Source organism: Paenibacillus lautus NBRC 15380 (assembly GCF_004000945.1).
Classification (GTDB): domain Bacteria; phylum Bacillota; class Bacilli; order Paenibacillales; family Paenibacillaceae; genus Paenibacillus_AQ; species Paenibacillus_AQ lautus.
This window is the reverse complement of record NZ_BIMF01000006.1, coordinates 148088-168659: the sequence shown is the minus strand read 5'-3', so window position 1 is coordinate 168659 and position 20572 is coordinate 148088. Positions and strand designations below refer to the sequence as shown.

24 protein-coding genes and 1 pseudogene are annotated in these 20572 nt (G+C 50.0%); 18 read left to right on the top strand and 7 right to left on the bottom strand.

From position 1 onward, the window contains the following. The first annotated feature begins 8 nt into the window (after positions 1-8). From PLA01S_RS13580 to greA, 3 genes are all read left to right on the top strand, one after another. The gene (locus PLA01S_RS13580) at positions 9-449 is read left to right on the top strand and encodes a PTS mannitol transporter subunit IIA (RefSeq protein ID WP_127592677.1); all 441 of its coding nucleotides are present in this window, start codon (positions 9-11) and stop codon (positions 447-449) included. Further along, positions 446-1615, top strand: coding sequence for a mannitol-1-phosphate 5-dehydrogenase (locus PLA01S_RS13575; protein ID WP_127592676.1), 1170 nt, complete (start codon positions 446-448; stop codon positions 1613-1615). Before PLA01S_RS13580 ends, PLA01S_RS13575 begins: the two co-directional genes overlap by 4 nt. A 322-nt stretch (positions 1616-1937) precedes the next feature. Then, the gene (gene greA / locus PLA01S_RS13570) at positions 1938-2414 is read left to right on the top strand and encodes a transcription elongation factor GreA (protein WP_127592675.1); all 477 of its coding nucleotides are present in this window, start codon (positions 1938-1940) and stop codon (positions 2412-2414) included. A 122-nt stretch (positions 2415-2536) separates the two neighbouring features. On the opposite strand, the gene PLA01S_RS13565 is transcribed toward greA, so the two are convergent. From PLA01S_RS13565 to PLA01S_RS13555, 3 genes are all read right to left on the bottom strand, one after another. Beyond that, positions 2537-3742 carry an MFS transporter gene (locus PLA01S_RS13565; RefSeq protein ID WP_127592674.1) on the bottom strand — a complete coding sequence of 402 codons (1206 nt, stop codon included), beginning with the start codon at positions 3740-3742 and terminating at the stop codon, positions 2537-2539. A 280-nt stretch (positions 3743-4022) separates the two neighbouring features. Next, on the bottom strand, positions 4023-4313 hold the full coding sequence (locus PLA01S_RS13560; RefSeq protein ID WP_127592673.1) for a transporter: 291 nt from the start codon (positions 4311-4313) through the stop codon (positions 4023-4025). A 36-nt stretch (positions 4314-4349) separates the two neighbouring features. Beyond that, the gene (locus PLA01S_RS13555; RefSeq protein WP_127592672.1) at positions 4350-4661 is read right to left on the bottom strand and encodes a hypothetical protein; all 312 of its coding nucleotides are present in this window, start codon (positions 4659-4661) and stop codon (positions 4350-4352) included. A gap of 154 nt (positions 4662-4815) precedes the next feature. Between PLA01S_RS13555 and PLA01S_RS13550 the strand changes: the two genes are divergently transcribed. The 5 genes from PLA01S_RS13550 (at position 4816) to PLA01S_RS13530 (ending at position 8170) form a co-directional block, all read left to right on the top strand. Next, the gene (locus PLA01S_RS13550) at positions 4816-5172 is read left to right on the top strand and encodes a nucleotide excision repair endonuclease (protein ID WP_127592671.1); all 357 of its coding nucleotides are present in this window, start codon (positions 4816-4818) and stop codon (positions 5170-5172) included. 271 nt (positions 5173-5443) lie between these two features. After that, positions 5444-5779, top strand: a complete 336-nt coding sequence (locus PLA01S_RS13545; RefSeq protein WP_100541199.1) for an ArsR/SmtB family transcription factor — start codon at positions 5444-5446, stop codon at positions 5777-5779. Between the two features lie 25 nt (positions 5780-5804). Then, complete coding sequence (locus tag PLA01S_RS13540; protein ID WP_127592670.1) at positions 5805-6314, top strand: SRPBCC domain-containing protein; 510 nt, start codon at positions 5805-5807, stop codon at positions 6312-6314. A 263-nt stretch (positions 6315-6577) separates the two neighbouring features. Continuing rightward, positions 6578-7639 carry an LLM class flavin-dependent oxidoreductase gene (locus PLA01S_RS13535; RefSeq protein ID WP_127592800.1) on the top strand — a complete coding sequence of 354 codons (1062 nt, stop codon included), beginning with the start codon at positions 6578-6580 and terminating at the stop codon, positions 7637-7639. 96 nt (positions 7640-7735) lie between these two features. After that, entirely contained in the window at positions 7736-8170 is a 435-nt protein-coding gene (locus PLA01S_RS13530; RefSeq protein WP_127592669.1) for a hypothetical protein, read from the top strand. A gap of 61 nt (positions 8171-8231) precedes the next feature. On the opposite strand, the gene PLA01S_RS13525 is transcribed toward PLA01S_RS13530, so the two are convergent. After that, positions 8232-8933: a zf-HC2 domain-containing protein gene (locus PLA01S_RS13525; protein WP_127592668.1), complete on the bottom strand. Its 702-nt coding sequence runs from the start codon at positions 8931-8933 to the stop codon at positions 8232-8234. Beyond that, positions 8930-9418 (bottom strand): RNA polymerase sigma factor, encoded by a 489-nt coding sequence (locus tag PLA01S_RS13520; RefSeq protein WP_127592667.1) that lies wholly within the window; start codon positions 9416-9418, stop codon positions 8930-8932. Before PLA01S_RS13520 ends, PLA01S_RS13525 begins: the two co-directional genes overlap by 4 nt. Before the next feature lie 375 nt (positions 9419-9793). Here PLA01S_RS13520 and PLA01S_RS13515 point away from each other — a divergent pair, with 375 nt between their 5' ends. The 10 genes and pseudogenes from PLA01S_RS13515 to PLA01S_RS13470 all read left to right on the top strand — a co-directional run bounded on the left by PLA01S_RS13515 (position 9794) and on the right by PLA01S_RS13470 (position 17781). Further along, positions 9794-10384, top strand: coding sequence for a TetR/AcrR family transcriptional regulator (locus tag PLA01S_RS13515; protein WP_127592666.1), 591 nt, complete (start codon positions 9794-9796; stop codon positions 10382-10384). 91 nt (positions 10385-10475) lie between these two features. Further along, on the top strand, positions 10476-11840 hold the full coding sequence (locus PLA01S_RS13510; RefSeq protein WP_127592665.1) for an MFS transporter: 1365 nt from the start codon (positions 10476-10478) through the stop codon (positions 11838-11840). A 42-nt stretch (positions 11841-11882) separates the two neighbouring features. Then, a complete protein-coding gene (locus PLA01S_RS13505; RefSeq protein ID WP_100541192.1) occupies positions 11883-12497 on the top strand; it encodes an FMN-dependent NADH-azoreductase in 615 nt (204 codons plus the stop codon). A gap of 156 nt (positions 12498-12653) precedes the next feature. After that, complete coding sequence (locus tag PLA01S_RS13500; protein WP_246059482.1) at positions 12654-12944, top strand: hypothetical protein; 291 nt, start codon at positions 12654-12656, stop codon at positions 12942-12944. Positions 12945-13023: 79 nt separating this feature from the next. Next, a pseudogene (locus tag PLA01S_RS13495) lies at positions 13024-13281 on the top strand (D-arabinono-1,4-lactone oxidase); the annotation flags it as partial. Between the two features lie 33 nt (positions 13282-13314). Further along, positions 13315-14688 (top strand): UDP-N-acetylmuramoyl-tripeptide--D-alanyl-D-alanine ligase, encoded by a 1374-nt coding sequence (locus PLA01S_RS13490; protein WP_127592799.1) that lies wholly within the window; start codon positions 13315-13317, stop codon positions 14686-14688. A 296-nt stretch (positions 14689-14984) separates the two neighbouring features. Further along, positions 14985-15413, top strand: coding sequence for a MarR family winged helix-turn-helix transcriptional regulator (locus PLA01S_RS13485; protein ID WP_127592664.1), 429 nt, complete (start codon positions 14985-14987; stop codon positions 15411-15413). Then, positions 15406-16638, top strand: a complete 1233-nt coding sequence (locus PLA01S_RS13480; RefSeq protein ID WP_127592663.1) for an MFS transporter — start codon at positions 15406-15408, stop codon at positions 16636-16638. Before PLA01S_RS13485 ends, PLA01S_RS13480 begins: the two co-directional genes overlap by 8 nt. Before the next feature lie 120 nt (positions 16639-16758). After that, a complete protein-coding gene (locus PLA01S_RS13475; protein ID WP_246059479.1) occupies positions 16759-17157 on the top strand; it encodes a hypothetical protein in 399 nt (132 codons plus the stop codon). Positions 17158-17295: 138 nt separating this feature from the next. Continuing rightward, a complete protein-coding gene (locus PLA01S_RS13470; RefSeq protein ID WP_127592661.1) occupies positions 17296-17781 on the top strand; it encodes a DinB family protein in 486 nt (161 codons plus the stop codon). An 82-nt stretch (positions 17782-17863) separates the two neighbouring features. Here the strand turns inward: PLA01S_RS13470 and PLA01S_RS13465 are convergent, their stop codons facing one another. Together PLA01S_RS13465 and PLA01S_RS13460 are read right to left on the bottom strand one after the other, a co-directional pair. Beyond that, positions 17864-19813: an FtsX-like permease family protein gene (locus PLA01S_RS13465; protein ID WP_127592660.1), complete on the bottom strand. Its 1950-nt coding sequence runs from the start codon at positions 19811-19813 to the stop codon at positions 17864-17866. Beyond that, positions 19803-20564 carry an ABC transporter ATP-binding protein gene (locus PLA01S_RS13460; RefSeq protein WP_127592659.1) on the bottom strand — a complete coding sequence of 254 codons (762 nt, stop codon included), beginning with the start codon at positions 20562-20564 and terminating at the stop codon, positions 19803-19805. The genes PLA01S_RS13465 and PLA01S_RS13460 overlap by 11 nt, the downstream gene beginning before the upstream one ends. Positions 20565-20572 lie beyond the last annotated feature (8 nt).

Here is a 20572-nt window from a genome sequence, read left to right as displayed (position 1 = left end):
AGATCAACATGAATAACATACTGTCCAAAGATAAAGTCATACTGAACGCAAAGGCTGACAGCAAGAGCGAGGCCATCCGCATGGCGGGAAATCTGCTTGTACAGGCAGGCCATGTATCCGAGGATTACGTGGATAAAATGCTGGAACGCGAAGAGATTGCGTCCACTTATATGGGCGGAGGACTCGCGATTCCCCATGGCACGAAAGAGGCGAAAGGCATGGTCATCTCCACGGGATTGTCGATCGTCCGCTTCCCAGAAGGCGTAGATTTCGGAGGGGATGAGCCGGCGTTTATTGTTATTGGTATTGCGGCTGCCGGCGGTGATCACATGGAGATTCTGACGAATGTGGCCATGATCTTCACGGATGACGAAAGCATTGAGAAGGTGATGAACGCTTCCAGCGAAGAGGAGATTTTGGCGATCTTCGAAGGAGGAATGGGCGCATGAAAGCAGTCCATTTCGGAGCAGGCAACATCGGGCGCGGTTTTATAGGGCTCTTGCTGTCACAAGCCGGTTATGAGGTTTGTTTTATCGATGTGAACGAAGAGCTGGTATCGGAGTTGAAAGCACGCGGGGAGTATCCCGTCACCTTGGCCAGCGAAGGGCAGGAGACCACGATCGTTAAAGGCATCACGGCACTCAACAGCGCCTCGGAGCCCGAAGCTGCCGCACGTGCAGTAGCGGAAGCGGATCTCGTGACGACAGCGGTAGGCGTGAACATTCTGAAGTTTATCGCAGGCACCATTGCCGAGGGGCTGAAGCTTCGGCTGCAAGCGGAGTCTGCTGCCCCCCTTCATATTATTGCATGCGAGAATGCCATCGGCGGCAGTACGCAGCTGAAAGAGCACGTATACGGGAAGCTTGATGACGAGACGAAGCAGAAGGCCGACCAGCGCGTGGCTTTCCCCGATGCGGCCGTTGACCGGATTGTGCCGCTGCAGCAGCATGAGGACCGTCTGAAGGTCGTGGTGGAGCCGTTCTATGAGTGGGCGGTGGATCGCTCGCAGATGTTTGAGGATTATGTCCCTGTGGAAGGCATTCACTACGTGGACCGCCTGGAGCCGTACATCGAGCGCAAGCTGTTTACGGTAAATACCGGACACTGCTCGGCCGCGTATGTAGGTTTTCTAAAAGGCTACGAGACCATCCAGGACGCCATGAAGGATGAAGAGGTAGCGAGTCATGTCCGCGCTGTGCTGGAGGAGACGGGAGCTGCGCTCGTGCATAAACACGGCTTCAACCCTTCCGAGCATGGAGCCTATATCGATACCATCCTGGAGCGGTTCCGCAATCCGGCGCTGACCGATGAGGTGTCTCGAGTTGGCCGCTCCCCGATCCGGAAGTTGTCCCCGGGCGACCGTCTGGTGTCGCCAGCCATGCTGGCATTCGAAAGCGGGCTTGCGTACAAGAGCTTGGCGAAATCCATGGCAGCGGCTCTGATGTTCGATGTTCCGGAAGATCCGGAAAGCGTGGAGCTGCAAGCATCGGTCCGGGATATCGGTGCAAGCGACACGGCTTCCCAATATACCGGCATTGCCGGTGAGCATCCGATCATGGGCGAGCTGATGGAGCAGTATGATGCGTTGAAGGCTGATATCGAAGCGGGTTCGTAAGGTATTGGCGGTGAATATCATAGCAGGCCGATGCCATGTGCCGATAGGCCACGGCATTCTATCTATCTTATGTAGCCCCTGGTTCTCCTTGCGGAGAAATCAGGGGCTATTATGGTTCTAACTCAGGGTATACAACGATCCTGATTTGTTCAAAATAATCCTTCATATATAGCTGTCCAAGTGGTTCAATCTGGGCAGCGGCAATCCCGCCATTGGCGGTAAATTCCAAATATTCCATCCATCGATTTTCAGAAAGTTTTCGCTTATTTTCGAAATAAAGAGTACACTAGAAGTAAGAAATTAAAAAGTGGATGTGATGAACATGGCAGAAGAACTGATCTTGACCCAGGAGGGCTATGATAAACTCCAGGAAGAACTTGATGACCTCAAGTATGTAAAACGCAAAGAGTTAGCGGAACGGATCAAGCTCGCGATCAGCTATGGTGACTTGAAGGAGAACAGCGAGTACCACTCGGCCAAGAACGACCAAGCGTTTATGGAAACGCGCATCATCATCCTAGAAAAAACACTCAACAGCGCCCGGATTGTCGACGCCAAGCATGTAAGCTCGAAAACGGTGAATGTTGGTTCGAATGTCGTCCTGAACGACATTGAGTTTGCAGAGAAGCTTGAATATCAGGTCGTAGGACCCGCCGAAGCAGACGTATTGAACAACAAAGTCTCCTATGAAAGTCCGCTTGGCAAAGCACTAATGGGCAAAGCGGTAGGCGATCAAGTGAACGTGGAAGCGCCGATGGGTATCGTAAAGTACGACCTGCTGGAGATCAAAGCTCTGTAATCGCAGAGGGATCAAAGAATATATAAATAAAAGGCGTAACCGGGGTGCAATATCCGGTTACGCCTTTTGAACATGGTTCGTGCCCCGTATGGCATCGAAAGTTTTGCAGCTATTGGAACAGATTAAGCATTAGCCGTTACGACTTTGCGCTCGTACATATAGCAGGCTGCTCCAAGAATGAAGGCGAGTCCCACCAAACCAGCGCCCACCCAAGGCAGGGCTGTTAAGCTCAGATGGGTAATGACCAACCCTCCGATAAAAGCTCCCGCTGCATTTCCGAGATTGCCCGCAGAGTGGGTTGCCGTGGAGGCAAGAGCAGGAGCGGACTGGGCCAGACTCATGACGCGCACCTGCATTCCCGGCATAACGGCGAAAGAGGCAGCTCCCCACAAGACGATGGTCAGCACGGCCGTGACCGGGTTATGGATCGTCACGGTGAGGATGGTCAGAATGACGGCTGTCGCAAAGTATACGCCCAGAATGGAAGGCAGCAGCTTCCAGTCGGCCAGCCTTCCGCCCACGATATTACCGACGGTTACGCCGATACCAAACAGGATCAGAATCCAGGTGACGCTGGGTTCGGCAAAGCCGGTGATCTCAATCAGCAGCGGTGCGATATAAGTGAAGACGGCGAACAGGCCGGCGTTGCCAAGCGCGCCGATCAGCAGGAAGAGAAGGAGTTGCGGTCTGATAAGGGCTGTGATTTGCTGAGCGATGCTTGAAGCTTGTTCCTGCCGTAGCTTCGGAATGAAGATCAGGATGCCGATCAATGCCAACACCCCCATAACGGCAATTGCGCCGAATGAAGCGCGCCAGCCCATCGTCTGGCCGATGAAGGTGCCGATCGGAACCCCGATGATATTGGCTATCGTTAATCCGGCCATCATGATGGACACCGCCCCGGCACGCTTGTCCGGCCGCACCAAGTTCGAAGCGATGACGGCTCCCACACCGAAGAAAGTACCGTGCGTCAGCGCGGTCAGCATTCGGGCACCCATCAGAACGGCATAGCTCGGAGCGAAGACCGAAATACCGTTACCCAGAATAAACAGGCCCATGAGCAGCAGGAGCAGCTTTTTCTGCGGTATTTGGTGGGTTAGAACCGTTAGAATAGGGGCCCCTACGGCTACCCCGAGGGCGTACATCGTAATCAGCTGCCCAGCCGATGCAATGCTGACATTCAGATCATCCGCGACATTAGGGAGTATTCCCATGATGACGAACTCCGTCATGCCAATGGCAAAAGCGCCAACGGTGAGAGACAGTATAGAGATGGGAAAGGGCTCTTTGGCGCCTTTTTTCCCAGTAGCGTGTTGCGATAGATCCATGGTGTTCAAGTCAACCTTTCTGCTGTGTTTGTTAAAGTCATAATCCCAATCTCCATTATCGGTTTTATAGAGGGACTGTTACATATTATTTAATGTTGTCGGAGGATAATCAAGAACTTTATTTTTTTGGGAAAATGGATATCCTGAAAAGGAAGCCTCTGCTAAGGAAAGCTTGTCCATTATGCAAGAGCTCGAGAGCGCCGCAGGGGCACTCTCTTGATGAGCGGCGGATGACCAGGGCCATGGATCGTACCCCGACTCCGTCCCTTGAATATCAGGGTTAGTAACAGGTGAACGACTCGATTCTTCTTAAATCGAACCCCGAGTAGACCCATCTTCTTCCTGTCCATCGAAAGCCGGCGACCGAGGTGCGGCCGACGAAGGTCGGAAAAAACCAGAAGCCAGGCCCGAATCTCGGCCAAATATAGGTGATGCGAAACAAACATCCTGTGATCGCTCCCGGGTCAACAGCAAAGGTACTGGCCATAGGTTGTTGGGGGATCGTGGTTGGAGGCGGGGATAAGGGCCCTTGCAATGGTCCCTGAGGTCCTTGCGGCGGCATAAATGACATATTGGGTTCACTCCTTAATCGGATTATTATATGGGTTTAGGTGTACAGCAGCGTGATGACAAGCAATTCGAAGAGGACAAGGGGAAGGATGACATTATTATAGTAACTGGGGCCGAAGCCGCGCTGGTGTTCGTATCCGGACAGACTCAAATACAGAATCCCCTTCTCGCAATGCATGATCGTCCCTTCAAAAACATCACCGTCGAGCGTTTCGACGCGAACCAGCTGATTCGCATGCTGCTTGCAAAGACGGTGAATATGATCGCGAACCGATTTGATGTTGTGCATCATGTTGGGTTCAGCTTGATACAAGGTTTGTTCCTGGTGTCCGGGATATTGAATGCTCATATTGAAAAAGACCCCCATCATTATTAGTCATACCTAGTTTCCATCCTATGCGGATGCCTAGAGAGGGGTGCTCTTGAATTTCCCGCATGGGCAAATAAGCAGATTAGTGATACGATTTAGATCAATATATGAATTGAGGAAGTGAGCGTTAGTCGTGATCAATATAACCATTCCCAAGGTGGACATTACCATTACCAAGCAGGCTGCTCCGGAGTTGAGCCACATTTACGGATTTACGGATTTTCACCTGATTCCAAGAGATCGGGGCGGGATCTTCATGTTCTATAACAGCAAGGAGGAACTCCTGTTTGTTGGCAAAGCAAGAAAGCTAAGACCGCGGATCAAGAAGCATTTTGAAGATAACGTCTCTCCGATCAAGGAGCATCGGGATGAAGTGACAAGAATCGAGGTCTGCGTCATTGAAGACGCCGTTCATCGAGAGATCTATGAAACCTATATCATTAATGAATTCAAGGCCAAATATAATGTAGACAAGGTGTTCTTTAAGTAAGGAATACGAAGGATAAAAAACAAGAAGCAATAGACGTGGCCCAAGTAAAGTCCCGCGTTTATTGCTTTTTTTGCATTTGTGATAAAAAAAATCAAAGAAAAATTTAAATATTCCTTTACAGGAATATTCCTATCGTGGTATATTGTTATCAGGAAGTACGGCACCATTAAATCAGCAAAAAAAAAGAGGTGATGATGGTGGCATGGACAGAGAGAACAGACCATCACCGTAAACGCTATAGCAGCGGGTCTGTACCAGTCATCACAACAAGATGGAACTAACAACATTTAACGCTTTAGCCGAACCGAACCGTTTTCGTATTGTGGATCTCCTGCTGAAGGGGCCTTTAACGGTTGGAGAAATCGCTGAACGTCTTGATATTCGGCAGCCACAAGCCTCCAAACATCTGAAGGTGCTGCTGGAAGCCGGGCTGGTGGAGGTAAGGGCGGAGGCGAACCGGCGGAACTACATGCTGCGGTCGGAGCCTTTTGTAGAACTGGACCATTGGCTCCATAATTACCGAAGCATATGGAACGAGCGCTTTGACAACTTGGATAACTACTTAGAGAAACTGCAATCGGAAGGAACAGGTAAGAAACAGGATTAACACCTAATATGAGGAGGAATTGATCATGACAAACCAAATGATTACGCGGGTTGAAGGGGAAGTACTTGTATTGGAACGTGTGTTTAATGCACCAAGGGAGCTGGTATACAAGGTATTTACGGATGGAGAGCATCTGAAGCAGTGGTGGGGGCCTCGAGGATGGGAGGTTACCGTATCCAACATGGATTTCCGTCCAGGCGGCTCGTGGCATTACTGCATGAAGTGTTTGGATAAGAATCAGGGGGATTTCTACGGCATGGAATCCTGGGGTAAATCGGTGTACCAGGAGATTGAAGAGCCGGAGAAAATTGTTCTTATCGATTATTTCTCCGATGCGGAAGGCACCATTGCTGAGGGAATGCCTGCCCCTATCTCTACGATCACCTTTGTGGAGCAGGATGGGAAGACCAAGCTGATCAACCGGGCAGTGTACGATTCTCCGGAGGCTCTCAAAACCGTGCTGGATATGGGAATGGAAGAAGGCGTTACCCAAACCTGGGATCGCCTGGAGGAATACTTGGCAGCAAAGCAATAAGCCGAGCTCAAATACAGGGTTAAAAGGTAAAATGAAATGGCCGGAATCCGCATGGATCCCGGCCATTTTTGAATTTCTTATGCATCGAATCCACAGATTTTAATTTATCAGTTAACTTGTAACTTGAAAAATCCAAACTAAAAGTTCAATATAAAGATAATTGAATGATAGATAACGATGTTGACTGCCCTAAGGCATGAAACATCGACAACCTTTTGCCTGCGGTTCTGCCCTGCGGCAAAGCATAATAGGAGGAAATCATGATGGAGATTGGAGTTAGCTCGTTCGTAGAGACTTGGCCGGATGTGACGACAGGCGAAGTGATGAGCCATGCGCAGCGGCTGCGCGAGGTTGTTGAGGAAATCGTGCTGGCTGATCAGGTGGGATTGGATGTGTATGGGGTAGGGGAGCATCACCGTAAGGATTATGCGGCATCTTCGCCAGCGGTTGTGCTTGCTGCGGCTGCGTCGCAGACGAAGTGGATTCGGCTGACCAGTGCGGTGACGGTGCTGTCCTCCGCTGATCCGGTGCGGGTGTTTCAGGATTTCGCCACCTTGGATGCCATCTCGAACGGCCGTGCCGAGATTATGGCGGGCAGAGGTTCGTTCATCGAATCGTTCCCGTTATTCGGCTATGATCTGAGCCATTATGATGAGCTGTTCGAGGAGAAACTGGAGCTGCTGCTCAAAATCCGCGAGTCGGAAAAAGTGACCTGGCAGGGCGGGCATCGCCCTGCGATTCATAACCTAGGCGTCTACCCGCGCCCGGTTCAGAATCCGCTGCCGGTGTGGATTGGCAGCGGAGGCAATTCGGAATCGGTCGTAAGGGCAGGCCTGCTCGGTTTGCCGCTGGTGCTGGCGATTATCGGCGGCAGTCCCCTGCAGTTTGCGCCGCTGGTCAAGCTGTATAAAGAAGCGGCTGCGCATGCGGGACATGATGTATCGAAGCTGCCGATCGGCTCGCATTCCCATGGATTCATTGCGGAAGAAACCGAGCTGGCAGCGGACAAGTTCTTCCCATCCACCCAAGCCAGCATGAATGTATTGGGACGGGAGCGGGGCTGGGGATACTATGACCGCGCAAGATTCGATGCGGCACGAAGCTTCGAAGGTGCGCTCTATGTGGGGGACCCGGAGACGGTCGCCCAAAAAATCATTCACTTGCGCAAGCATGTGGGCATCACCCGCTTCATGCTGCACGTGCCCGTGGGAACGATGCCTCATGATGAAGTCATGCGAGCCATTGAACTGCTGGGAACCGAAGTCGCCCCTCGGGTGCGCAAGGAAATCGACCGCTGGGAAGCGGCTGGTGAACCTGCGGAGTAAGCTGGCAGCACTTTTATTGCGATGAAACGGAAATAAACGTAACTTTTTTTCGGACCCTACCGTTCTATGACTTAAACGGACAAGGTGGTGTACATCTTGCGGGTTGCCAGATATTTTGTGCTGTGGTTTGTATTTATACTGATGTTTACCGGTGCGATCGTAGGCTTGGAGTATATCGAAGGATATAAGATTGCAACGACGGAATATTACGGCCTTCGTAATATGGGTTTGGTGTTGGTGATCATCCCCATCTTCTTATCATCGATCCTATATCCGGTGATCGTGCTCCCGTTATCGTGGCTCATCGGCATGATTCGATGGGTTAGAGGTTCCCTCAACCTGTACGCTCTGCTGTATGCCGTTCTGTGGGCCGGGGCAGGAGCTTTCCTGTTCTACGAATTCTATGAGGTTCGATTCATACAGGAATATGAGCTCCATGTCGGCACCGCGATTATTCTGTTCGGGGTGGTCGGCTCGGTCTACGCTTGGATCGAGTGGAGATTATTGCATAGATCCGTTACGACGGTTTGAGGTTCAACAAGAGACCGCTTCGGGGCCCAAAGGGCTACCCTGGCGGTCTCTTGTTGTCAATCTACTCGCTATTAAACTGCATCTCGACGGACTTGCTTGCCGCAGGCAGCGCCATGCCTTGTTCCCAGATGAGAATCCGGTCATCCGGCGTCCCCAGATAAAGGGCTTTGATCTGAACGCCGTCGCCAAAGCTCTTCTCATAGGCATTCCGCTCTTTAATATCGTTGGTATAGTACATGTTGGATAGCCCCATACCCGCAAATCTCTTGGATTTGATGATGGGGCGCTTGGGTGTCACATAGAAGTTTCCTTCCTCATCCGTGTCGTAGCTGGCTTGGTTGACATAGTAGCCGTCGGTTATCTTTACATGATAGGCAATACGTCCATCCTTCAGCTGGCTGATATCGGATACCTGCATAACGCGGGTAGGCACGTTGGTAATGTTCCATTTGAACAGGCCCACATACACCAGGAACAGGAGTCCAACCGCTAGGCAAGTGATCAATAAACCCTTGGTAAACGAGATCCACTTGGTGCGCGACCACTGGGCGGCAACTTGCTGCAAACCGGCTCCCTCCTGTTTGTTTTGCTCGATTGTCTGGGCCGGCAAGGGCATAGGGGAACTCATATGGCTCAGCACCTCACGGCAATCCGGGCAATCCGCTAGATGACCTTCTACCAGGGCCTTGGTGTCCGCGCTGCACACATCATCATAGTACAAGGGCAGCAAATCCTGAATAATATCACACGAAACTCGGCTCACGCTCGGTTCTCCTCCTTGTACAGGCTTTGAATTTTTTGCTTGGCTCGAAAGAAGGTGACTCTTGCCCAGCTCTCGGTTTTTTCGAACAGCTGACTGATTTCGCCAAAAGACAACTCCCCGAATACCCGCAGCGTGAACACCTCTTTATACGGCTCGTCCATCAAGTGCAGAATCTGGTGGATTCGGAAAGCCTCTGCTTTATCGACGGTTTGCCATGCGATATCCAGATCGCTGCTGTGCTCGACCTGCGGGGCCGGCTCATATCGCTTTTGCTTATCAAGATAGGAGAAGTATGTATTTTTAGCGATTTGGCAGAGCCAAACGCTTAGTTTGCACGTACCTTGAAACGAATCGATATGCTTCAGCGCTTTGAAAAACGTCTCCTGTGTGAGTTCTTCCGCAACATGTTCATCTCTGCTAAGCGACAGCAGGAACAGATACACATCTTGAAAGTGTTGATGGTATATCTGGTGCAAATCCGCCACCTGTTCACCTCCTTGCCTATATGACCGGGCCGTGGCCGATTCGTTACAAGAACTTGAGAAAAAAGTTTTAGCCGGGCGATCTACTAATAGCGGATACCATTCGACGCCGCCTCCATGGCGTTCCAGTCCAGAATGCGGAGGGTCTGAGAGGGTCTGTCCGTTTCATGGATCTTTGGGTTGCTCCCTTTCTCTTCTGGACATATGTCCTTCTCATTATACGATCAACTGCTATGATAAGAGCAACGAGAAGAAGATGCAGGAGGAGATGGGGCTATTTTTTGTTAAAAGCTTGACAGAGCATCCCCAAGAGGAATATGATGAGTTCATCAAATGACAGTAAGTACTGACATTCCTGTAGAAAGAGGGAGGGCCTTCATGAAGCATGGTGACAACCTGACCACGGATGATAAGCTGCTGCTGGCCGCGATCGACCTCATCTCTCGGAAGGGCTATAACGGGGTAACCACGATGGAAATCGCTACGGCAGCCGGCTTAAGCGAGAAAACCTTGTTTCGTAAATTCGGCAGCAAGCAGAACCTCCTGGAAACGGCTTTTGAACGCTATCATTATGGTCAAGAAATGACAAAGCTGTTTGAAGAGAAGCTGGTAGGAGACTTAAGCGAAGACCTGCTGCTTATTAGCCGCACGTACCATGAGCTGATGATTCGGAATCGGAAGCTGATCACGATCAGCGTGAAGGAGAACGATAATTTACCGGGCCTGCGGGAGATTACCAGCAAACATCCCAAGCAATACATGGATGTATTGACGAAGTATTTTACCGTGATGACGGAGAAGGGCAAAGTGATCCCAGGCGATCCGGAGCTGCGGGCCATTTCGTTCATGATGATGAACTTCGGGGCGTTTATGAATGAGCTCGACTCGGATGAACTCTTCTCCTCCGTGACGCTGGATGCCTTTATCGAGGAAAGTGTACGGATTTTTGCTAGGGCGTTAACCCCCTAGTATTTTTTTCAAACACTATGTCAGTAAGTGCTGACAGTCAATATGGTTGCATATCGAATTCATAAGAAGGTAATGAGAGGTGGTTCAGGAGATGGAAACACAGAGATTAATGCGCGTCGTGATGTTCACATTATGTCTGTCCGCCATGAGCGGATTGATGTTTAACTTCGTGCTCCCGGACATGCGGGAGGAATTCGGCCTGACGACGGCTCAAGTCAGCTGGGTCAGTTCTTCATACTCCTTGATCTATGGCGTCGGAACGGTCCTCTATGGGAAGCTCACGGAACGGATTCAACTTAGAAATCTGATTACGATCGGACTGCCCCTGTTCGCGGTCGGATCGCTGGTCGGCCTGTTCTCGCAGGTGTTCTGGATGGTGCTGGTCAGCAGATGTCTGCAGGCCGTCGGAGCTGCGGCGATTCCCGCAACGGCGATGTTAATTCCGGTACGCTACATCGCACCCGAGCGAAGGGGCGCGGCTATGGCGACGGCATTCGTGGGATTGTCCATCGGCAGTGCGCTGGGTCCTATTGTGTCTTCGCTTGTAGCCAGTATTGCGGACTGGCGCTGGTTATTCAGTATTCCGCTGCTGATCTTAATTACGATTCCTTTATATCGAAAATATTTGAAGGAGGAAGAACTTCAGTCCTCCGGCCCATTCGATTGGTTGGGAGGCGGGCTGTTAGCGGCGGCGGTCACCTTTCTCCTGCTCGGTGTCACGAACGGATCCTGGTGGCAGCCTCTTCTTGGGCTGATGGCTATGGGGCTGTTGATCATACGCATTCGCACGGCTGCCGCACCGTTTGTAGATCCGGGCTTATTCCGGAACAAAAGCTATACCATCCGCTTAATCGTGATGTTTATCGTCAGCGGCATCGGGTTTTCTCAGCATTTTCTAAGTCCGTTGTTATTGTCGGAGGTGCAGGGTCTTTCACCGGGGTGGATTGGATTTGTCATGGTACCGGCTGCAATCGCGTCAGCCTTGCTGGGTAAAGCAGGCGGAAGACTTGCGGATGGGCGGGGGAACACGTATCTCTTCCTTATGGCCGTCGGATTATTGCTGGCATGCTTTGCGCTGCTGTCTACCTTCATTGGCATATCGCCTGTTCTGATCGCGATCTTCTTAATCTTCGGACATGTGGGGCAGACGTTTGTGATGATTGCGTTATCCAATTCCGTTTCCCTCAGCCTGCACAAGGAACAAGCGGGAGTCGGGATGGGACTGATGCAGATGCTGAATTTTATATCGGCAGGCATGGCCTCAGGCGTATACGGCAAGATGCTGGATATCAAGTCCGGCATCCACTGGAATCCCGTCCATCTCTACACGGAGGGGAACCTCTATAGCAACATCTACCTCGCTTTGGCTGTGCTGCTGATAGCCATCATGCTGTTCTATTATGTTCAGTTCGGTCAAAGAGAGTCCAAGGGGATTGGGTTAGAAAGTCCAAATTAAGCATTTCATGCAACATTATCATACATTATGGAGGAGATTTACATGACAACGACCTTATTTATCAAAGCCAATAACCGCCAAGGGTCCGTAACGGGGAGACTATACGACGCATTCCTGGAGAGCTATCAGGCGGCCCATCCGAAGGATACGGTAATTGAAGTGGATCTGTATAAAGAGCATATCCCGTACTTGGATGATGTGATGATAAACGGGAATTTCAAATCTGCTATGGGAATGGACCTTACACCTGAAGAAAAGGCGATGAGTGATATTGTCACAAAACATCTGGAGCAGTTCATAGCCGCAGACAAGGTCGTGTTTGCATTTCCGCTATGGAATCTGACCGTTCCTGCCGTTCTGCATTCGTACTTGGACTACATGCACCATCCGCGCAAAACCTTCAAGTATACGGAACAAGGCTTGGTGGGGCTCTTATCCGATAAAAAGGCGGCATTGTTGAATGCTAGAGGCGGCGTATATGCGGAAGGAGACACATCCGAGATGGCGGTAAGCTTCGTTAAGAATCACCTGAATGTATTCGGCATTACGAACGTGACGACCCTTGTGATTGAAGGGCATAATCAATTCCGCGACCGGAGTGAGGAGATTATCGAGCAGGGACTGCGGCAAGCGGCAGAAGCAGCTCAAGGATTTTGAGATAGGGTGCAGTAGATTAGAAGGGGAGTTCAGCCAACCACTGGCTGGACTCTTTTTTATTTGTGTGGATGGTTGTACGCAGAAGGATAATCCGCAACATTCGAGAATATCATGTGGCATAGGCGTGAGGGGAAACGGGAAGGTGTTGATAGAGGGATGTCGACATACGAGTATTATAAAAAGATATTCGCGGAAATCCCGAGGCCGTTCGCCTTGGTGGATCTGGACATGCTGGATGACAATGCACAGGCGATTGCGCAGGCCGCTCGATTACCTTCATGGTGGACAGTGTGGAGCATGTTGAGCACATCGAACAGTTCGCCAACCAACAGAGAACCGTTACTCCGCTATGCATCGATCTGGATATGTCGGTTCATTATCCCGGCCTCCACTTCGGTGTATGGCGATCGCCCGTCCATTCGTGGGAGAGCATGTATCCCATTGTAGAACGGATTATCCGCTCCCCTTGGCTTCGTCTGGACGGCATCATGGGTTACGAGGCACAGATAGCCGGCGTGGGTGATATCATATGTACAAAGGCATGCCGTATGAAGACTACTTCAATGCGATGGAGCGTATATTCCTCCGGAATGGCGGCCGCCCGCATTGGGGGAAAATGCACAGTCTCGAGGCTGCTCAATTGAAGGAGCTGTATCCGATGTGGGAAGCATTCCGTGCGGTTCGGGAAGAGCTGGACCCGGATGGTATCCTGCTGAGTGATTATATGGGCAGGCTGTTCGATGTATCCGGGCCTGTCTCCGATTCGATCAGTGATATTGGCTAGAGGATAAGATTGGGATCGAAGTGAGGTGAGATGATGATTTGTAGGCTGTTAAGAAATATCGAGCGAATGACGGGAGGAAGCGGGCTAGAGGCTCGGTTTGAGGAACGTGAAATGGAAGGCGTGTCCATTGATTCGAGAACCATACAATCAGGGAATCTGTTTGTTCCGATCATTCGTAACCTGGATGGCCACTATTATGTTGATGAGGCCTTTGCCAAGGGTGCGTCTGCAGCACTATGGCAAAAGGATCACCCCCATCCGCCTGACGATGTTCCAATCATCTATGTGGATGATTGCCTGCTGGCTTTGCAAAATCTTGCATCTGCCTATCGAAGCGAGCTCGCTGTTAAAGTTATCGGGGTTACAGGCAGTAATGGGAAGACGACGACCAAAGACATGTTAAATGCTGTCCTGGGCACCACGTATCAGGTCCATAAGACATTCGGGAATTTGAATAGTCAGATTGGTGTCCCTTTGACTATATTGGATATGGATGAGAGTACGGAAATTGCGGTGATTGAGATGGGGATGAGTGAACGCGGCCAGATCGAGCGTTTATCTCATATAGCCAAGCCGGACATCGCGATCATTACGATGATTGGCGTGTCTCATATGTCGAGCTTGGGATCCCGTGAGGCCATTGCTGAAGCCAAACTCGAAATCATAAGCGGTATACCCGATGGTGGGACGCTCGTTTATAACGGAGACGAACCGCTTCTAACAGCCAAATTAAAGGAACTATCATCGTTAAAGTCGATAACAACGATCAGTTTTGGGGAAGGCAAAACGAATGATTATTATGCAGCTTCTATTGAAGGTAGCAGTTCCGAAGGTGCTTTTTTTACAGTTCATGATTACAAGTTCTACATTCCTCTCATCGGGGCTCATAACATCACCAATGCACTGGCCACGATGGCTGCCGCAGAAAATGTAGGGTTAGACCCCGGTACCATAAACGATGGCTTCCGAGCCTTACAACTAACAGGCATGAGAATGGAGAAGATACTGACACCTAATGGAGTTACCATCATTAATGATGCGTGGAATGCGAGTCCGGTCTCAATGAATGCTGCCATTCAAACGTTCGAGAACTTATCGGGTTATACACACAAGTATGCTGTCTTGGGCGACATGTTGGAATTGGGTGAGTATGAAGTGGAGTATCATAAGGCCGTAGGAAAGAATATTAACCCTGCTAAAATAGAGTATGTTTATACGGTTGGAGCGCTTGGCCAGCACATTGCTGCTGAGGCAGAACATAGGTTTCCAGAAGGGCACGTGCAAGCATTTTTGGATAAGGAAAAACTGCTCCACACATTGCGGCTTAGGTTGAAGCCAGGCGATGCAATCCTGTTCAAAGGCTCAAGAGGTCTACAGTTGGAGACTGTAATCAACGCATTACTATAGCTCAACCCTATCCTTAATTCAATGTCTTATTCATCAACTTACATAAAATCGCCCTTAGATGGCTGGCTGTTTTCCCATCGCCCAAGGGCGATTTTTTTGTTGTTCGATGTTCGCTCCCGAAAGGCGGCAAGAAGCGAATAGATCACCTCTGAAACAGGGAGAATAAGTGTAGTTATGCTGATTCGCAAGCAGCTAGCACTTGTAATTGGAAATCAATTGGGATGGACAAGGCAGAAGATCTTCTTTATAATCAATAAATAGTTACCCAAGGTAACCATTTTGAACGGAGGTCTCGTATGGACGCCCACAGACATTTTTTCCATAAATACTTTACGCTGTATCGCCCTTTCGTCAATGAGCTGAACCGTAAGCTTGAAGACTTTAACCTGTATTATGCCCAGTGGTCCATTATGTACTATCTGGATGTTTACCAGTCGATGACTTTGGTGGAGCTATCCAAAATGCTGTACGTGGAGAAGCCCACGGTTACCAGAACCGTGAACGCGCTGATCAAACTCGACTATGTGGAGCAAATTCCGGTGCGTGATAAACGGGAGAAGCGCATGCAGTTATCCAAGACGGGAGTTGGCGTTGTCCAGCAAGTCCGCAAGGTGTTCGACCAATATGAACAGGAGATTATGGAAGGCGTCTCTAACGAGGATCAGGCGATGGTTATCCGTGTGATGGAGACGGTCAGAGACAACATTATTAGAAAAGGTGATTAACTTGGAGCAAACAGACTCGCAAGATCGATTGTGGAGCAAGGATTTTTTGATTGTGTTTGGCGTCAACTTCCTGCTCTTTTTATGTTTTTATTTATTAGTGGTGATTATGTCCTCGTATGCGAAGAATGAGTTTCACGCATCAACAGGAATGGCTGGTCTGGCTTCCAGCATTTTTGTCGTGGGCGCATTGATTGGACGGTTGATCGGGGGCAGCATCATTGAGAGGGTCGGGCGCAAAAGACTTCTCTTTACCGGTCTGATCGCCTTCAGCGTTCTTATCGGGTTATATTTCATCGTAAACAGCCTAAGCGTGCTGCTCATTGTCCGGTTCTTTCACGGTATGGCCTTTGCACTCGCTTCAACGGCTACAGGCACGATTGCCGCCAGCTTGATTCCGAACTCCAGAAGGGGGGAAGGTACGGGTTATTATGGGGTGAGTATCATTATCGCATCGGCCATAGGCCCTTTTATTGGCCTGATGATTAACGAACATGCTTCGATGACGGCTAACTTCACGCTGTGCGCGGTACTGGGTGTTCTTTCTTTGCTGTCCGCATTCTTTATGAATGTACCGAAACTGATGCTGACCGCTGAACAAAAGAAGGATCTGCAAGGCTTGAAGCTATCCAACTTTATTGAACCGAAAGCACTACCGATTTCGCTGGTCAGCTTCGTCATGGGTTTCGGATATTCCAGCATTTTAACGTACCTCATGATCTTTGCCGGGCAGATCAGTTTGGCTCAAGTAGCCAGTTATTTCTTTATCGTCTACGCTATTGTGGTTATTCTGTCGAGACCGTTTACGGGCCGGTGGTTTGACCAGAGAGGGGCCAACGTGGTGATGTACCCCGCGATTCTTTCCTTTGCGATTGGCATGGTGCTGCTTAGTCAAGCCCATCATGGTCCGACCTTGCTGCTCTCGGCCGTATTCGTCGGTCTGGGCTACGGTACGACGCAGTCCAGCGCTCAGGCCCTGGCCATCAAGCGTTCACCGGCTCACCGGATCGGACTTGCGACGTCGACCTTTTATATTTTCGTAGATGTGGGCATCGGGTTCGGTCCCTTTATTCTCGGCTTCCTGACGCCGCTTGTCGGTTTCCGGGGCATGTACATCGCGATGGCGATCCTACTCGCTGCGGGTATTGTACTGTATCACTTCTTAGTTGGAAAAAAAGAAAAAGACGGGAACGATGGGCATGCTGTCGTGCAATCATCCACCATATAAACGGAGGAAAGACTGCCCCAAAGGCAGTCTTTTTTTGTATAGTCATGAACAAATAGGCAAGGTGGGCTAAATAAGATGAGGAAGGAAATCCTAAGTGGAAAACGAAAAAGGTGAATGCACGTGAATCCAAGATTAATCTTCTGTTTGCTCCTTCTATGCGTCCTCCTCATCTCAGCCTCGGAAAGCCCAGCGCATGCACGACCAGAAGGAAAGCCTAGAGAGGAGCAGCTCGAGAAGGCCATGCTGCAGCAGTTATACCCGGTTATCCGATCATCACTTCAGGATATATTGCACGAGACCTATCCTTCTTTTGGCTGCGAACGGATTCTATCCATCAACGAGCGGACAACGGTGACCGAGGATGACCATCATGCAAGTCCTGTTGATGCGATGCACGGGGCTAGCTATTTTGAGATTACGGTGGGCCTATGCAAGGGAAGCGGGGAGAAGATCGAGCTGCGTTTCAAGAATGATACGCCAACGGCGCAGTATTATTTGGACTTGTTCCATGTAAGGTAGACTCCTTCTGCTGACATGACTGGTCCAGAAAGAATGATTTTAATCATTTTCTGCGAATCACAGGGCTTCATCCTATAGTAAAATTAGTCATGATTTGTGATGCTGCTTATTACGAGGCTATGAAGGAGTGAATGACCCATGGCGCATGCAAATGATGTTCTATTGAATCAACTGTTAGCGAATGCGAATGATCCCAGCTGGCATATCCCATTCCAGCAATCCGTGGAACATCTGACCGAGGATGAAGCGTTCTGGACACCTGCCAACGATAGTCACAGCATTGTCGAGATCATACAGCATCTGCTGTATTGGAATGAAACGTGGCAGGCCCGGTACCGCAAATCGCGGATCGATGCCGTGCCCTCGATTGGAGACAATCATCAAAGCTTTATCATTCCGGATAACGCAACCTTTACAGAGTTGAGAGACCGGTTGATAGCGGTCTTATTACAGTGGCAGGAGCTGCTGACAGAGAGCAAGCTGGAGCAGGTAGTGAACGGATTTCCGGAGCCGGCCAAGTGGTGGGAGATCATAAGCAATGCCGCCATGCACAATGCCTATCATATCGGTCAGATTGTATATATCCGGAAGCTGCAGAAGAGCTGCAGAGAGTTGGAATGGTAATCCGCAGTTTTTCACGCCTGCACACGAAAAAAAATGCATGGATGGAACCCGAATCATCCCTGGGCCCAACCATGCACCTCGCTTACAACGCTTCTTTAATTACCCGTTTATAGAACATGACCGATAACAACCCGAATATGGAATACAGCGCCGTATACAGCAGCATAACCATGACCATGGGCAGCCACAGCTCGGTTCCGAAGAAGAACCAGCCGGATTTAACGGCAAAGTAACTGTGGGACAACCCGACGACCAGCGGAATGCCGAAATTGAACAGCTGCTTGATCTGAATCCCCTTCAGCAGGTTTCCTTGAGTAAAGCCCAGTTTCCGGAGAATGGTATAATTCGGCTTCTCCTCTTCACCTTCATCCATCTGCTTAAAGTACAGGATGCATCCTGAAGTAATCAGGAAGGTAAGTCCCAGGAATCCCACGATGAACATCATCAAGCCCATATTGCTCTTCTGGTTGAAGGCCATTTCCGTCTGAGAGAGGTTCCCTGTTTCCTCGCTAATGCCGAGGCTCTTAAAGATCTGATTGGCCTGATCTACAGCGTTTGGATCCACAATATCAATGCCGAGATAGACATTGGTCTTCTTCTGGATCTTCGGATCCAAATCCTGAGCCAGCTTATCAAATACGGTCTGATCCACAATCGCTGTCGGCAGCCCGCCGCTTGCATAATAATAGGATACGTAGGCTTCCTTGTCCAAGCCGATAAGCTTCTGCTTAAAGCTTTGTTTAGGGCTTATGAGTTCAATTTCTCCTGTGGTCTGGATCGCCATAAATTGCTGGATCGCGTCACTGTATCCCGTGAACAGCGTCTCTCCGGGGGAAACATCCTTGCCCTTCACGCTGGCATCACTGATTACCGGGATGATCATGGAACTGGAATCCACTTGCCCAGATATCTCCAGGCTGGCCCCGATAATGTCGGATAGGTCCGCATTTACCTGGATTACGTCCCGTTCGGTCTTCTTAAATTCGATATCTTCATCCGTAAGTGCCTGGATAAAGGCGGCAAAATCCTTCTGGTCCGCTACCGCAAAATGGTTGGGCACGCTTTGCTCGGCCGATTTCTCCGCAGAATAGTAAGAAATATAGCTGAGCGACAGTAGTCCGATCGCGAGTGCGGATACGGTCGTAATGATGGTCAGCAGCAGCGCATTCGATTTCATGCGGAACATGATGGAGGAGAGGGACAGCACATCGTTCAGGGACAAGTAACCGCCCTTGCTCTTTCGAATTGCGTTGAATAGAAAGCTGACCGACCCTTTATAGAACAGATAAGTCCCGATGATAACCGATCCCAAGATCAGGATCATAGCCATGAACAGCTCGTTCATGGTGGTGAAATCACCGCTGAACAGCTTGGTCGACACATAATAACCGAGAAGTATGAGTCCGATGCCGAGCAATCCGAACAACATTTCGGCGAAGGACATTTTCTTAATTTGGTTCTCGGTTGTCGATACCGCGCGGAAGAGGGACAGAATGCTCTGTCTTTTGATGAATGTATAATTCATGATCATAATCAGCACATAGATGACGGCAAACACAATCACGGTCTGGATCATCGCTTCGGTGGAGAAGGTTAGAGCCGCCTTGGTATCAACGCCGGTGACCTTGAACAGAATCATCAAGATCAAGCGCGAACCCGCGAACCCGGCAAAGATGCCGATGACCATCGAGCCGAAATACAGAATCAGGTTCTCTGCGCTGAGGATCCGGAATATCTTGCCCTTGGTCAGTCCGATGAGCTGAAATAGCCCGATCTCTTTGCTGCGCCGTTTAATGAAAATCGTGTTGGCATACAGCAGGAATATCGCTACGATTGCCACGAGCAGCACGGAGGCGGCGCCAAGCGCTGCCGCTCCCTTCACAGAACCCTTCGCTTCATCCATCGCCGGATCATATTGCAGCGTGACAAACGCGAAGTACAGACCCACGCTGAAGATGAGCGCAAATACATACAGATAATAATTCTTGATATTTTTCTTCAAATTCCGGTAGATCAGATAATTAATGTTCATTCTGAACACCGCCTAGCACGCCTTGAGTCTTGATGATGTCATTGAAGAAGGCCTGACGGGACTGGTCGCCCTTGTTCAGCTGGGTATAGATCTGTCCATCCTTAATGAAGACCACCCTAGTGCAATAGCTGGCGGCCACGGGATCATGGGTAACCATGATGATCGTGGAGTCGATCTTCTGATTTAATTCGCTAAGCTTATTCAACAGATCGGATGCGGACTTCGAGTCCAGCGCTCCCGTCGGCTCATCCGCAAAAATAATGCTCGGATCATGGATGAATGCACGGGCCGCGGAGGTCCGCTGCTTCTGTCCCCCGGAGATCTGGTTCGGATATTTATCCTTGAGCTCATAGATGCCAAGCTCGGTCGCGATTCTTTGGAACTTCTGATCGGCTTCCTTTTTGGATACCTTCTTAATGGAGAGCGGCAGCAGTACATTTTCCTTGACGGTTAGTGTATCCAGCAGGTTGTACTCCTGAAAAATAAATCCCAGATGGTGCTTCCGGAACTCCGCCAGCTCCTTCTCCTTGAGGCCCGTAAACTCTTTGCCCTCAATTTTGATACTGCCGAGGCTTACTTTATCGATCGAGGAGAGCACGTTCAGAAGCGTGGTTTTCCCTGAGCCCGATGCGCCCATGATGCTGACGAACTCGCCTTTATCCACGCGGATATCGATGCCCTTCAGCACTTCCTGTTTATTGAATTTGTTGCCGTAGCTTTTATGAATTTGGTTTGCTTCAAGAATTGCCAATTTCACTC